General features: G+C 44.5%; 11 protein-coding genes. 3 read left to right on the forward strand and 8 right to left on the reverse strand.

Translation table 11 applies throughout. The annotated features are described in order from the left end of the window. Positions 1-23 precede the first annotated feature (23 nt). A complete protein-coding gene (locus AAJP47_RS03900) occupies positions 24-2471 on the forward strand; it encodes a penicillin acylase family protein (RefSeq protein ID WP_346716607.1) in 2448 nt (815 codons plus the stop codon). 478 nt (positions 2472-2949) lie between these two features. Beyond that, the gene (gene hemN, locus AAJP47_RS03905) at positions 2950-4491 is read left to right on the forward strand and encodes an oxygen-independent coproporphyrinogen III oxidase (RefSeq protein WP_346716608.1); all 1542 of its coding nucleotides are present in this window, start codon (positions 2950-2952) and stop codon (positions 4489-4491) included. 231 nt (positions 4492-4722) lie between these two features. On the opposite strand, the gene AAJP47_RS03910 is transcribed toward hemN, so the two are convergent. The 6 genes from AAJP47_RS03910 to grpE form a co-directional block, all read right to left on the reverse strand. Further along, a complete protein-coding gene (locus AAJP47_RS03910) occupies positions 4723-5583 on the reverse strand; it encodes an SPFH domain-containing protein (protein WP_346716609.1) in 861 nt (286 codons plus the stop codon). A gap of 25 nt (positions 5584-5608) precedes the next feature. Then, positions 5609-6112 carry an NfeD family protein gene (locus AAJP47_RS03915; RefSeq protein ID WP_346716610.1) on the reverse strand — a complete coding sequence of 168 codons (504 nt, stop codon included), beginning with the start codon at positions 6110-6112 and terminating at the stop codon, positions 5609-5611. A 193-nt stretch (positions 6113-6305) separates the two neighbouring features. Next, positions 6306-6878: a porin family protein gene (locus AAJP47_RS03920; protein WP_346716611.1), complete on the reverse strand. Its 573-nt coding sequence runs from the start codon at positions 6876-6878 to the stop codon at positions 6306-6308. 202 nt (positions 6879-7080) lie between these two features. Continuing rightward, entirely contained in the window at positions 7081-7620 is a 540-nt protein-coding gene (locus AAJP47_RS03925) for a porin family protein (RefSeq protein WP_346716612.1), read from the reverse strand. A 337-nt stretch (positions 7621-7957) separates the two neighbouring features. After that, entirely contained in the window at positions 7958-9901 is a 1944-nt protein-coding gene (gene dnaK, locus AAJP47_RS03930) for a molecular chaperone DnaK (protein WP_346716613.1), read from the reverse strand. Between the two features lie 181 nt (positions 9902-10082). Further along, the gene (grpE, locus tag AAJP47_RS03935; RefSeq protein WP_346716614.1) at positions 10083-10682 is read right to left on the reverse strand and encodes a nucleotide exchange factor GrpE; all 600 of its coding nucleotides are present in this window, start codon (positions 10680-10682) and stop codon (positions 10083-10085) included. A 551-nt stretch (positions 10683-11233) separates the two neighbouring features. On the opposite strand from grpE, the gene AAJP47_RS03940 reads away from it, so the two are divergent. Then, positions 11234-12673, forward strand: coding sequence for an alpha/beta hydrolase (locus tag AAJP47_RS03940; RefSeq protein WP_346716615.1), 1440 nt, complete (start codon positions 11234-11236; stop codon positions 12671-12673). A gap of 71 nt (positions 12674-12744) precedes the next feature. Here AAJP47_RS03940 and AAJP47_RS03945 read toward each other — a convergent pair whose 3' ends face one another. Both AAJP47_RS03945 and AAJP47_RS03950 read right to left on the reverse strand, forming a co-directional pair. After that, the gene (locus tag AAJP47_RS03945; RefSeq protein WP_346716616.1) at positions 12745-13935 is read right to left on the reverse strand and encodes a metallophosphoesterase; all 1191 of its coding nucleotides are present in this window, start codon (positions 13933-13935) and stop codon (positions 12745-12747) included. Between the two features lie 184 nt (positions 13936-14119). Continuing rightward, a complete protein-coding gene (locus AAJP47_RS03950; RefSeq protein WP_346716617.1) occupies positions 14120-15094 on the reverse strand; it encodes a TIGR01777 family oxidoreductase in 975 nt (324 codons plus the stop codon). Between the last annotated feature and the right edge of the window lie 18 nt (positions 15095-15112).

Genomic DNA, 15112 nt, shown 5'->3' on the forward strand with positions numbered 1-15112 from the left:
ACAAACCATGGATGGATAAGCTTATGAGCATTCAAGTGCTTAATCGGCGCGTGCCCAAACTCGCGCTACTTTCGCTCGCGGTATCAGTTGGACTGGCGGGTTGTTTTGACAATGACAATGACCGCTCGATCACACCGCCGCAAACCTATTCAGCAGATATTCAGCGTACTGAGTTTGGCATACCGCATATCACCGCTAGCGATTATAAAGGACTGGGCTACGGCGTGGGTTATGCCTTTGCCGAGGACAATATCTGCTCGTTGGCACGTGAAATCGTCGTGGCTCGCGGTCAAAGCATGTTGTATCTGGGCGACGATGGCAATGTGGCAAACGATGTGTTTTATACGTGGTACAACTCGCCAGAACGCCGCGCTGACTTTTTAGCCGCTCAAGATCCAGAAGTCATTGATGCAGTCACAGGCTACGCGGCCGGCTACAGTCGCTATCTACGTGATAAAGGTGTCGATAACATTGATCCTGATTGCGCGGGCGCAGCATGGGTACGCGAGATCACCATTGATGACTTGCTGGCCTTATACGGCAAAGCTAACTTGCGAGGCGGCTTGTCTAACTTTGTCGCGCCCATTGCCGCTGCTGCGCCGCCTGATCAAAATACTGTGATGAGTAGCAGTAGAATGCGTACCGTTGGCCCAGAACCCGACGTCAAATTTGATATGTCCACCATCAATGTGATGAACGGCGGTAGTAACGCCTACGCGTTTGGTAGCGAAGTGACTGGCACTGAAAGCGGTGTGTTATATGGCAACCCGCATGAGCCATGGGACGGTATGCAGCGTTTTTATGAGTTTCATTTGACCATGCCAGGTGAGCTTGATGTCATGGGTGTGGCGCAACAAGGTCAACCCTTCCCCAATATTGGCTTTAACAAAGACGTGGCGTGGAGCCATACGGTATCTACTGCCAAGCGTTTCACGCTCTACCAGCTTAGTTTGGTGAATGGCGATCCGATGAAATATCTATACCAAAATAGCGAGGGTGTGGTTGAGCAGCGCGATATCGAAGCAGTACCTGTCACCATTCAATTGCCAAATGATCAGACCTTGGTTCGTCCCATCTATCTGTCACAATACGGGCCGATGCTAGCTGCCAACTTGCTCAACCCGCAACTGCCGACATGGGGTGCCAATAATTTGGCCTTTACCATTCGCGATGCCGCGTCTGAAAACCCGCGAGCACTCAATCAATGGCGCAGTATGAACCAAGCAAAAAGTGTGGAGGATTTGGTCGATAGAATGCAGGACACGCTGGGGCTTGGCTTTGTCAATACCATTGCCACCGATCGTTATGGCAAAGCCTTGTATGCTGATATCTCAACCGTGCCGCACGTTACCAAGCAACAGCTAGAGGCTTGTAGTGCCAACGCAGGGCCATTCCTTGGCGCTTTGATTGCCTCTGACTTGCCAGCGCTTAACGGTAGTACAGCTGCCTGTGAATGGGGTAATGATAGTGACTCACCGCAAGCAGGTATTTTTGGACGCTCAAACTTGCCTTTCTTGATTCGTGATGACTACGTTGCCAACTCAAACGACAGCTATTGGTTAAGCAATCCCAATCAGCCATTAACAGGATTCTCACCAATGCTACGTCGTCATCTAGTACCCTTCTTAGGACCAAACCCTGTCAACGGTGTCCCCTTGTTGATGCGTACCCGTATGGGACTCACCCAGATAGCAGATCGTTTGAGCAATAAAGACCAGCTGGGCGGCAATACCTTTAACTTAGATAATTTGCAAGATGTCGTTTATGGCAACCGCAGTTACGTTGCCGAATTGGTACTCGATGATGTCTTGGCAGATTGTACGGCAAACCCCGTGCTGCCATTGACCAGTGGTGGTACGATTGACGCCACTCAAGCGTGTTCAGTGCTAAGCAATTGGGATCGCCGCAACAACCTTGATAGCAAAGGCGCTCATGTGTTCAGAGAGTTTTGGCGCAAGGTTAAGTTCGATGAAACCACCGACACTGCGTTTAATGTAAAATTTGACGTCAATGATCCGGTGAATACGCCTCGTGACTTGATTATTAACGACAGCACACGTCAAGCACTAGGCGATGCGATTGCCTTTTTTACTAACAAAAATATCGCCCTTGATGCCTCATTGGCCGACCTGCAATATGTCGTCGATGCCAGTAACAGTTCAAAAGTTCCCATGCATGGCGGGCTTGGTCGTGAAGGTATCTTTAACGTGGCGCAAGGGCCAGGTCTGAATGATGATGGTACGTATAAACCTATCAATTCAGGCCCAACGTACATGCAGACGGTCACCTTTGACAGTCAAGGCCCTGTGGTAGAGGCGCTATTGGCTTACTCGCAATCAGCAGACAGTACGCGCCCGTATCACCGTGATCAGACGCGTCGCTACTCAGCAAAAGACTGGATTCGCCTGCCTTTTAATAAGACGGATATCAATGAGCAAGCCGTTGGTAATATGGTTCAATTAAGAGAATAGTAAGCATAAATGATCGGACACAAAGGAACCTCAGCGCAATGCTGGGGTTTTTTTAAGCAAAAAACTGAATTGAAAATTATACTCAATAAAATTGATACACGACATTATAATGCGTGACTGGTACAATTTTTCTTGCTGGCTGCGGCGTTGCTGACAGAGGCTGCAAAAAATTCACCCCAGCCACGCTGGCTCTTTTTTATAGTGACATTACTATAGTCTCCTTTTAAAATTTGTGTACGCACGGACCACCCCACTACTAATAAGGATTTGTTATAATGGTCACTCTGTATGTAGCCATTGATAATATATAGTTAAAGAACAATAAAAACGCTACGGTACTGCTCATATCAATTTTTGCAGCCTCTGTCTGCGCAGGCATAGCAAGCAAGAAAATTGATATGAGCCGAGTATGATGTGTCGATATTACTTTTTACTGACTATATAAGTCGCCATCCTAGGATAAAACGAGGAATACCGCATGACAGACCATTCAGCACAAAACAACCCGCAGCCTTACAACAATGCGGAAGCGCAGCCATCGACCACGCGCCCTGTTGTGCAGCTCGACAGTCCTTATGCTAGCACGCGCGGTAGTATCACCAGCAAGCAGCTACCGCCATTTGATGAAGCGATCATTCATAAGTACAATCGATCAGGACCACGCTATACCTCCTATCCGACGGCATTGGAGTTCTCACCTATTCCTGAAGGCCTTGAAACCAAAATTCTTGAAAATCGTGAAACCCGCGCCCCGCTATCTTTATATTTTCACATCCCTTTTTGTCGGCATCTTTGCTACTACTGCGCTTGTAATAAAATCATCACTAAAAAGAACAGCGACTCAGGCGATTACTTACAGTACCTCATCGCTGAGATTAAGCACAAACGACGTCTGCTATCAGCGCCTGAGGACAGCAGCAACCCTGTGGTTAAGCAGTTGCACTTAGGCGGTGGTACGCCTACGTTTTTACGTGATGAAGAAATGGTTCAGCTGTGGGAGTTTTTGCAGACGCAGTTTGATTTTCTGCCAGAAGACGAAGGGGACTACTCTATTGAGATTGATCCGCGCGAGCTAAGTGGTGACACATTAAAAGTACTACGTAACCTTGGGTTTAATCGCATTAGCTTGGGGGTACAAGATTTGGACGAAGCGGTTCAAATCGCTGTCAATCGCGTCCATTCAGCCGAATTGATTGAAAATGTCTTAACTGAGGCGCGCGAACTTGGTTTTCATTCTATCAATATTGATCTGATTTATGGCTTGCCGCATCAAACGCCAGACACCTTGGAAAAGACGGTACGCCGTATTATTGAGATGTCGCCTGATCGTCTGTCGGTGTTTAACTACGCGCATTTGCCCGAGCGCTTTAAAGCCCAACGTCAAATCAAAGATGAGGACTTACCCAGCGCAGCTGATAAGCTTGCGATGCTCGGTAATACCATCAATACTTTGACAGAAGGGGGTTATCAATATATTGGTATCGATCATTTTGCCAAGCCTGACGATGAGCTGTCGATTGCTCAGCGCGAAGGCAAGTTACATCGCAATTTCCAAGGTTACACCATCATGGGCGACTGTGACTTACTGGGATTTGGCGTGTCTTCTATCAGCCAAATTGCCAACGCCAATACGCGCTATATCCTACAAAACGACACGGATTTAGAGGCTTATCAGGCCAATATTAATGCCGCGCAAAACAATCCTATGCTGATGCCTGCGGTCAAATACATTAAAACCTCAATCAAAGATCGCTTACGTGAATACGTCATCATGAATCTGCTGTGTCACGACTATATTGACTTCAAAGACGTGAATCAAAAATTCGGGATTGATGCGATTACTTATTTTATCGATGAGATTCAACAATTGGGCGAGATGCAAGCGGATCGCTTGATTGATATGGATGCGGCGGGTATTCGTGTCTTACCAAGAGGTCGCTTGCTGGGTCGTAACGTCGCCATGGTATTTGATGAATATCTTGATAAGAAGCACAAAAACCGTTTTTCAAAAGTGATTTAGATAGATGATTGCTTAAGCCAATTTTTAAGCAGCTATCAACCACAAAAAAGACCTCACTTGAGGTCTTTTTTTATAACAAGATATAATCATGTCAGTATAAAAAATAGTCAGCGTGACTAGAATAAATTTTTTGCCGCCTCTGTCGGCATGGGCACAGCAAGCAAGAAAAATTTTTACGAGTCACGTGTTATAAAGCTTTATATCTATATTATTGACTACAGTAGTCTTTCTTTAAACTTTTAACTTATCGCCGACCATCCCTTTTACCGTACTGAGAATATCAGCTGGTAAGACCACCATTTTTGAGTTATCAGACTCTGCCAAGTCACGAATCGCTTTGATGTACTGTTCACCCAGCAAATACACAATCGGCATCTCTTCGGTACCCATCGCATTGGTGATAAGGCGAATCGACTCTTCAGACCCTTTAGCAAGTACCACCTGCGCCTCTGCATCACGGCGTGACGCTTCCAAGCGACCATCTGCCTCTAAGATAGCGGCTTGTTTTTGACCGTCAGCGCGCGTCACAGTAGCACGGCGTTGACGCTCTGCGGCTGCCTGCTCTTCCATGGCGGTCTGCATGGTAGGCGAGGGATTGATGTCTTGAATTTCTACTGTTTTAAGCGTAATACCCCAATCAGAGATGTCTTCTGAGATGGCATGTTTGAGCTTGGCCTTGATTTCATCACGACTAGACAACGCATTATCCAGATCCATCTCACCGATGATTGAACGCAACGAGGTTTGTACCAAATTGCGAATACCATACTCATAGTCTTCAATACCGTAAACCGCTTTATCAGGACGTACAATATTAATATAGGCGACCGCGTTGGCGATAATTACGACATTGTCTCGTGTAATGACTTCTTGTGAAGGAATATCAAGGACGATATCTTTGGTCGTCACTTTATAGGCCACATCATCCACGTAAGGAATAATAAGGTTGAGTCCCGGCTCTAGCGTCTGACTGTATTTGCCCAAGCGCTGCACGACCCACTTGTATCCTTGCGGTACAATCCGAACCCCTTTAAAAATGGTAAACACCACCAGTGCCACCAGTACGATCATGACAATACTAAAACTTTCCATCATTCATCCCTATTATTATGCTTATCTATTTTTGGAGAGCTCGCTTGTTGATGAGCGTGCTTTGTGGCTGCATACTACTCACAATCAACTCGTTACCAACAATATCCGTGACTATAACTCGCTCACCGACTGCTATTACCTCCCCTGTGGTACGGCACATCCATTCCGCCGCTCCCACAATGGGCACACTAAAACGTACGACGCCTGCTCTATCAGACTGTGGTGGTATGACGATCATTCCTGTCTCACCTATGATGACACTACCGCCCAATCCCGCTTTGGTTCGGTCCACCGATAAGGGTTGTACAAACTTGAACCAGACCACCAAAAAAACCGCAGAAAGTATCAACCAAATAATGATTTGAACAGAGATAGAAATAGGCAGCAACCAAGTTAAGGCCGCCACAATAATGGCAGCGGCACCAAACCAAAGGCTTGCAAAGGTTGGCACAAACATCTCGATAATCAGCAATATAAAGCCCAGCACCAACCAATGCCAAGGTTCAATCATCCATAGAGTCTCCATCATTACAACTTCTCCTATTGTTACTCTACGATTCTAGCTTTTAATGTAACACACTTTTAGACTTTATAACTCCTTAAAAATCATCAATTTACCCTGAATATATCGTACAGTAAAAAACTTGCAAATAAAAAATTGAAATATAGCGCCCAAAAAAAACGACCGCCGAAGCGATCGTTTTTTGATTGAGACATAAGACTTAGAATTTGTAATGCGCACCCAAGGTGATACCATTAGAATCTAAATCAGCCCCATCATCTTCGATGGTAGGATAAAAGTTATACATAGCTTCAATACCAGCCATAGGAGTAATATTGTAGCCAAGACCTAAACTACCAGCCACACCTGTGTCAGAATAGCCAAAACTTTCATTTTCGCTAGAATCAAATTTATCTGTATAGTCTACATCGATTTTGTTTTTTGCAATGCCTAAACGACCTTTTGCGTATAGAGCAGTATTTGGAAATACATAATCATAGGTACCATACAAACCGTAAACGTCTGCATTGTACTCAGATTTTTCGGAGATTTCGTCGAAAGCATCAGCATCGCCAGTGGTTAAATATTCAGCTTCAATACCAAAATTCGAAGTGAATTTATAGCCGCCATACACACCATATGATACAGCATCATCATCCACGTCATCTGGACTATATTGACCAACTTTTACACCAGCGTACGGCTGTCCTGAATAATTGATTGCAGCTTGTGCACTGACACTCAATAAAGCGCCTGTTGTTAAAGCCAGTAGTGTCTTTTGCAAAATTTTCATGGTATTTCCTAAGGATATTTCAATTGACAGTCAATTTTTACCAAGACTGTTGGCCGTTAAAATATCATCTTATCTGTAGATGATAATCATATATTACCAACATTATCTTCAAAAGCACACAACTGTTTTATGTTTAAGACAATATAAAAAAAACGACCGCCGAAGCGATCGTTTTTTGATTAATACTAGCTTTAACAAAGCATTAGAATTTTAATTGTGCGCCAACTGTCATTAGGTCAGTATCATTACCTAACATGTCATATTCAGCTTCAACACTGAAGTCAGGGTTTACTGAGTAGCCAAGACCTACACCACCAGCAAGACTGGTATCGTCATCTGAGAAAGAGACTCTTGAAATACCAGCAACATAGTCACCTTCTACTTCAGTTTTAGCCACACCTAGCTTACCTTTGGCATATAAGCCAGTATTTGGGAAAGCATAACGGTAAGTACCATAAGCGCCGTATGTTTTAGCGTCGATGTCGCCGCCTCGGTAGTCAGCATCATCTGATCCTACGTATTCAGCTTCGATACCAAAGTTAGGATCAAAGTTGTAACCACCATAGACACCATAAGCAGTCGGGTCATCAGCGCCATCTACGTCTAGGTCAAACTGACCCACTTTTACACCAGCATATGGCTGACCAGTATAACCGTTACCATAAGAAACGGCAGCTTGTGCACCCACGCTTAATAAAGAACCAGCGGTTAATGCAAGAAGTGTTTTTTGTAATGTTTTCATTGTTAATTCCTTAAAAAATTTGGACAAACAAGTTATTCATTTATATTGGTCTTTTGACCGCATCGCCTTGTTTGCTAACGATGAGTACATAGTAACAAACTATTTCAAACACTCTGTCAGTGTTTAATAGTATGGAAGTTAAGATTTGAAAGTATTTATCAGTGCACGGGTTACAAAGGCCGAGATATGAAACATTCTGTTACAGGCTCATTTTTCAGCAATACTTCCTATTTAATTGCTAAGCCTAACCCTTACAAAATAAAAGAACGCACCTCGAAAGGTGCGTTCTTTTTATAAGACAATTAGCAAATTTTGATCGCTAATACTGATGCAGACTTTACTTTTTGTCTTCGTCTACTTCAGTGAACTCAGCATCAACGACGTCATCATCCGCTTGGTTGCTTTCTGCAGCATTGTCCGCGCCTTGTTGGAACTGGCTTGGATCCATACCTTCTGCGCCTGCACCGCTATCAGCATAAATCTTCTGACTGATCGGCAAGAACGCATTGTCTAACGCTTCAAGCTTGGCTTTGATGTCTTCATGATCATCTTCTTTAGCCGCCGTTTCAAGCTCAGTGATCGCCGTCTCTACGGTTGATTTTTCTTCGTCAGTGACTTTGTCGCCCGCTTCTTTCAACGCTTTTTGTACGGCATGGATACGGCCATCTGTCTCGTTACGCACTTGCGCAAGATTGGCGAATTTCTCATCTTCTGCCGCGTTGGCTTCAGCGTCACGCACCATTTGTTCGACTTCTTCATCCGACAAACCAGAGTCTGCTTTGATTTGGATGCTTTGCGCTTTACCAGTGCCTTTGTCTTTCGCTGAGATGTTCATGATGCCATCAGCGTTGATGTCAAAGGTCACTTCGATTTGTGGTAGACCACGTGGTGCTGGTGGAATGTCCGTCAAATCAAAACGGCCAAGCTGTTTGTTTTGGTTAGCGATTTTACGCTCACCTTGATACACCTGAATCGTTACTGCTGGCTGATTGTCTTCTGCCGTTGAGAATACCTGTGATTTCTTAGTCGGAATCATGGTGTTTTTCTCAATGATTGGCGTCATCACACCGCCCATTGTTTCGATACCAAGCGTCAATGGCGTCACGTCTAATAATAGAACGTCCGTTTTGTCACCAGACAATACCGCGCCTTGAATCGCTGCACCCGCTGCGACTGCTTCGTCAGGGTTCACGTCTTTACGTGGCTCTTGACCGAAGAATTCTTGTACGTTTTGTTGTACCAATGGCATACGAGTCTGACCACCCACCAAGATAACGTCATCGATGTCACCAATTTTTAGGCCAGCATCTTCAAGCGCAATCTTACAAGGAGCAATGGTACGTTGTACTAATGCTTCTGTCAGGCTTTCTAGTTTTGAGCGACTGATCGTTACAACCAAATGCTTAGGACCACTGCTGTCAGCGGTGATGTACGGTAGATTAACTTCCGTGCTCTGCGCGCTTGATAACTCGATTTTCGCTTTTTCTGCGGCTTCTTTTAGACGCTGCATGGCCAAAGAGTCACCTTTTAGGTTAACGTCTTGGTCTTTTTTGAATTCATCAACCAAATAGTCGATTAACGCAGAATCGAAATCTTCACCGCCAAGGAATGTATCACCATTGGTTGCCAGTACTTCAAATTGCTGCTCGCCATCAACATCAGCGATTTCGATGATTGAGATATCAAAAGTACCACCACCCAAGTCATAAACAGCAACGGTGCTATCGCCTTGCTTTTTGTCCATACCATAAGCAAGTGCAGCGGCAGTTGGCTCGTTAATGATACGTTTTACATCAAGACCAGCGATCTTACCGGCATCTTTGGTGGCTTGACGCTGTGAGTCATTGAAGTAAGCAGGGACGGTCACAACCGCTTCAGTCACGCTTTCACCAAGATAATCTTCTGCTGTTTTCTTCATTTTTTTCAAGATTTCCGCAGAAACCTGTGGTGGCGCTAGCTTTTTGCCGTTAATTTCTACCCAAGCATCACCATTGTCTGCTTTGGCGATTTTGTAGGGCACCATGCCGATGTCTTTTTGCACGACTTTGTCATCAAAGCGACGACCAATCAAACGCTTGATAGCAAATAGCGTGTTGTTTGGGTTGGTGACTGCTTGACGCTTGGCTGATTGACCAACCAAGGTTTCATCATTTTTGTATGCGACGATAGATGGGGTTGTGCGCGTGCCTTCAGCGTTTTCGATGACTTTAACTTTGTCACCTTCCATCACTGCCACACATGAATTTGTTGTACCTAAATCGATACCAATTACTTTACCCATAATCAAATGCTCCTAATTGTTTTAAATATAAATGGTTTCATCTGCTGACCATAATCGGTCACTTGTTGCTATATATCGGTTTATCGGTTGATTTTTTCAAGTCAAGAATTAAGCAAAAATGGTATTTCCTATGACTTTTTTCGATAAACCCTAATAATAGTAAGGTTTATGGTTTTAAAATTTATTGTCCCACGCGTACCATTGCTGGGCGTAGTAGACGACCATTCAAGCTATACCCTTTTTGCAATACTGTGCCAACGGTATCGGCTTCTGCATCTGGATCGATGCCAACGGCTTCATGCAGGTCTGCATTGAATTTTTCGCCTTGTGGGTCAACCGCTTCTACGCCATTTTTGTTCAATACCGCCACAAGCGCTTTATGCGTGAGTTGTACGCCTTCTGCGACTGGATCGTTGGCATCGGCGTTTTCCATTGCACGCTCTAAGTTATCAACGATTTCTAGTAGCTCTTTGGCAAATTTCTGCAAAGCAAACTTTTTGCTTTTATCGGCTTCTTGCTCCATGCGTTTTTGCGCATTATAAGCTTCTGCATTGGCGCGAGCAGTGCCTTCTTTAGCCTGCTTAACTTCGCCTTCTAACTCAGCAATACGTGCTTTAAAGGTATCTAGATCGATTTCGTTGTCGATAATCACCTCTTCACCTGAGTTGTTTTTTGGATCAAATTCTTTCATGGTTTCTTCTAAAATGCTGTCACTGTGATTGATGTTATCATGCGCCACATTTTGTTCAGGGGATTCGTGGTTGTTATTTTGCTCGCTCATGATGGCTCCTTAGAATATTAATAATGACGATTGATGTCAGCCACAATAACCTGACTAAACGCCGCACTTATTGTGGCTTTTATAAATACTAACCGTGGTTACTCATTGTTGTTATGAATGCGTTTTACTAGCTGCTTGATAAAGGTAGTGGCTATAAATTTCAAGCCTAAAGCAAAGGAATTTTTCGCATTAACAACAAATACAGGTTAAATAGGAAGAAAAAGGTTTCTAGAACACTTTATCGCTTTAAAAATCGCTGTAGAAATAGCGTGTCGATAGAGACATAGAGTTAGTAGAGATATAAAGTCATTGAAAATACAAAATCAGTAAACATACAAAGCCGGTAGAGATATAAGATCAGTAAACATACAAATACCACCTCCGTAGCAAGACATAGCCATTCCAAATTTTTTACCTTTAACTCCTAAGCTATTACCAAAAAAATACCCAGTTTATGGTTGATTACATTATCATAGCAATAAACAGATATGGGTTAAGCAAGCCTCAACACTATCAAACAATGTTGCTGACCCTCATTGGTGAGAAATATTATGTCTAATTCAATAGTGTTATCAGTTAATAGCTTATTGAATAAAGCGTTGATGACGGTAAAGCTCGCTTCAATTGTCCAAGTAGACAATGAGGTAGCAGCTAATGACCGAGCAATGAACGATACAAGCAACCATATAAATAGTAATACCCCAAAAAAGCATCATACCTTTAAAGACAAAGTACTGAGCTACAAGCCACTAACCCGCTATCAACCGCATACATTGCATCACACGATGAAAGGCGTGGGTCACTTGCCACCGCTCATATTGGAGCGCATGATTGGCTATTTAAAAGGGCCAACATCAAGGCAATATCCCCATGCCGATGCCCACCTGCGCTTGATACTCGCGGTGAACCGTTACCTCAAAACCCCGTTAGAGCTCGCGCAGATGTCCGAGTTACGAGAACGATTTGCCATCGATGCTGTGGCCATGCAAGCGCCAAAAGTGTGGAAGCAAGCCAACACGGCGATGTTTAGTAATATAAAACGCTTTACCAAAAAAGGTGAGAGACCTGTTCGCTGGACAGACAAGGTGATCGCGGATGCCGATTCAGGTGATATGACGGTTCGTTGCTATCGAGCAGACAGCAAACCTAGGAGACTGAAATTTAAAAAGCGACGCCCTCATAATCCGGATGAAACGGTGATGTTGTTCTTTCACGGCGGCGGCTTTTGTATAGGTAATATTGATACCCATCATGAATTCTGCCACGCCGTTTGCGCGCGCACGGGCTGGTCGATTGTCAGTGTTGATTATCGCTTAGCGCCTGAGAATCCTTCACCAGATGCACTCAGAGATTGTATTGCCGCTTACGCTTGGTTGACTGAGCACTGCCACACCTTAGATGCCTTATCATCACGTATTGTTCTCGCTGGTGATAGTGCAGGTGGCGGACTGGCGACGCTAATGGCGCAGCAATTAACCGCGCCGCATAAACAAGCTTGGCTAGACTTGGGCAATAATGGTCAGAAAATGTTTGATTTACTACAACGTCTACCCGCGCCGCTAGCCCAAATGCCTATCTATCCTGTGACTGACATCGAGACTAACTATCCAAGCTGGGATCTGTACGGGGAGGGTTTGCTATTAGATCATGCGGATGTCGCAGTATTTGGGGATGCCTGTTTTCAAAACAGTCTGTTACCACGCCAGCATGTTCTTAACTCGCCCATGCTTGGTGATAACAGCAAAGTGTGCCCCACTTATGTGATCGCTGCTGAATTGGATGTGCTGCGTGATGAAGCATTTGCCTATGCCAAACAAATAGAAAATCATGGCATCGCTGTCAGTATACAAACAGTACTTGGCGCGCCTCATGGTTTCATCCATTTTATGAGCGTGCATAAAGATCTTGGTCAAGAAACCAGCGATATCATTGATGGCTTTGCCCACTTCGTACATGAGCTCATCAATGCTGACTCTCGGTTAGCGGCTTGATGCTTACTGTTTACTGTTTACTGTTTACTGCTCAATACTTTCTGCTTAATTAACATTTAGTACTTGCCAGCTTACAAATGGGCGCTGCGAACAGGGTTGCCAGTCAAGCTGATTAACCAAATCTCAGAGCGCGAGCCCAAGCGAAAAGGAATCCCCCAAAAGCCATAACCAGAAGACACCACAAAGTGACCTTTGCCAATGGCTTCATAGCCATAACCCAAGCGGTTGATGGCATTTACAATGAAGTTTGCTGGAAAAATTTGACCATTATGAGTATGCCCTGATACTTGTAAATCAATCGGCAACTGACTGTGTTCGGTAATATTGCTTGGTCTGTGATCGAGCAATATAATTGGCTGCTTTGTATCTACCTGCGTCAATAACTCAGTGGTCGCCACACGCTGGGATTTGTGATTGTCAAAACGCCCCACCAGCCAAATGGGTGCACTTCCATGATGGATACATTGAACCTCATCGTTTAGCAATGTGACCCCAGCGCTGCGCAGCGACTCACTGATCGGCTGCTCATGACCATACAAATCATGATTGCCTAACGTGGCATACGTTCCATAGGGCACACTTTTCACCAGCTTAGTTAAATTAACGGCCATCTCATAGTCAGCGAACGCTTGCGTGTTGTCATCCATAATATCGCCTGGCATCAGCAAAATGTCGGCTTTATGTTTGACAACCAAGCGCTGCAATCTGTCTATCGCATTGCTGCCAAACAAGCGTCCTAGATGCAAATCACTGGCTACTGCTAACTTTAAGGGTTTAGGCAGCGGTTTATCAATCTGGACAGACACGCGGCGTACCACAGGGACATACGCACTGTACAGCGAAAGCATAAACAGTCCTATGAAGATTGTCACTGCCAGTGCTCGTAAGCCATTATCTATCGAAACAGAGGTCATTGAGACAGGCGTTGTGATTGCATCGCCCATCGTGGACATGATTAGCCCGTATCCGCCATACAACAAACTCGTTAGTAACGCCGTCAGCAATACAAAATGCATAACAAGCATCCAACCACTTATCCAGCGATAACTATTGGCAAACGCCCTTTTTACGCTTAGTAAAAGTAAGCCGTTGGTAATCACAAAGACAGCAATCCATATCATGGTTTGTGAGGTGGCAATCTGCCAAGGCTGTAGCCACCACTGCAAGCTTAGCGCCGTACCCAGACTGAAGAGCTGTAATAATGCAAAAATGGTAATAAAAAACGCATAGCGCATGGGCAATCCTTGATTGTTACTATTCAAACCACCTTACTAAAATAATGGGGGCAAAAACTAAAATAAACACGGGCTATGTTTGCTGCCAATCAAAAAACCTCCACTACTTTTATGGGTCGTAGTAGAGGTTTTTAAGAGGGTTTATTATGTTTCACATGAAACACGCGTTGTATGAATAAAAGCTATGTTTCACATGAAACAAAGAGGAGCATTACCCTTTTTGCTCTGTTAAGGCTTGCTTGAGCGTTGGTTGTTTAAACTCATAACCTAAATCTTGTAATGCTTGCGGCAATACTTTTTGACCATCGATTAGTAAGGTCGACATCTCGCCAAACATCAGCTTGAGTAACGCCGCTGGCAATGTAAAAAAGGTTGGACGGTGTAAATACGTGCCAAGTGTCTTGGTAAATGTGTGATTGGACACTGGATTGGGCGCCGTCAAGTTGTAAACCACCGCCGACACGTCATTGTCAGTTTTAAGCGCATTTTCACCATTTAAGATACCTTGCTGCGCATCGGTTTGGCTGGCAAGGTGCTGCTCCATGATGAATATCGCTGCCCCTACCCAATCTTCACGGCTGATCCAGCTCATGATCTGTTTACCATCACCCAATTGTCCACCAACACCCATTTTAAAAGGGGTCAAAAGCTTGCCTAGCATACCGCCGTCCGGATGCATGACCACACCCGTACGCACGATTGCCACAGGCACGCCATCATCGGTTGCTTTTAACGCCAACGTTTCCCACTCTTCACACAACTTGTGAGCAAAGTCGGTCTCAAAGCCACTGCTTTCGGTTAAAGGCTTATCTCCTTGCGTACCATACCAACCAATCGCTGAACCGCTGATGAGTAACTTGGGTTTCACAGCGGTACGATTGATAAATGCCAGTAGCGCATTGGTCGGTTTGATACGGCTGGCAAGCAGTTGCTCTTTACGCTCATCGCTCCAACGCTTATCGGCAATACCAGCACCTGCTAGATTTAAAACAACATCAAAATGGCTATCAGACGTTGCAAGCTCATCATAAGTCATCATGGCAACATTGTTAGGATGCGCTTGACTGCTATCACGCGTGAGCCACGTAATATGCATGTTTCTATCATTATTTTGATAACGCTCTAGAAGCTCTTTACTCAGTGCCCTTCCTAAAAATCCTGAGCCACCGCTGATTAAAACATTCATAGTCACATCCTTACGTTG

The organism is Psychrobacter halotolerans, from assembly GCF_039680845.1.
Classification (GTDB): Bacteria; Pseudomonadota; Gammaproteobacteria; order Pseudomonadales; family Moraxellaceae; genus Psychrobacter.

Excerpts from the sequence above, each read along its gene's own strand:
- AAJP47_RS03900 (WP_346716607.1), top strand. The coding sequence starts at position 24 with ATGAGCATTCAAGTGCTTAATCGGCGCGTGCCCAAACTCGCGCTACTT.
- hemN (WP_346716608.1), top strand. The coding sequence starts at position 2,950 with ATGACAGACCATTCAGCACAAAACAACCCGCAGCCTTACAACAATGCG.
- AAJP47_RS03910 (WP_346716609.1), bottom strand. The coding sequence starts at position 5,583 with ATGGAAAGTTTTAGTATTGTCATGATCGTACTGGTGGCACTGGTGGTG.
- AAJP47_RS03915 (WP_346716610.1), bottom strand. The coding sequence starts at position 6,112 with ATGATGGAGACTCTATGGATGATTGAACCTTGGCATTGGTTGGTGCTG.
- AAJP47_RS03920 (WP_346716611.1), bottom strand. The coding sequence starts at position 6,878 with ATGAAAATTTTGCAAAAGACACTACTGGCTTTAACAACAGGCGCTTTA.
- AAJP47_RS03925 (WP_346716612.1), bottom strand. The coding sequence starts at position 7,620 with ATGAAAACATTACAAAAAACACTTCTTGCATTAACCGCTGGTTCTTTA.
- dnaK (WP_346716613.1), bottom strand. The coding sequence starts at position 9,901 with ATGGGTAAAGTAATTGGTATCGATTTAGGTACAACAAATTCATGTGTG.
- grpE (WP_346716614.1), bottom strand. The coding sequence starts at position 10,682 with ATGAGCGAGCAAAATAACAACCACGAATCCCCTGAACAAAATGTGGCG.
- AAJP47_RS03940 (WP_346716615.1), top strand. The coding sequence starts at position 11,234 with ATGTCTAATTCAATAGTGTTATCAGTTAATAGCTTATTGAATAAAGCG.
- AAJP47_RS03950 (WP_346716617.1), bottom strand. The coding sequence starts at position 15,094 with ATGAATGTTTTAATCAGCGGTGGCTCAGGATTTTTAGGAAGGGCACTG.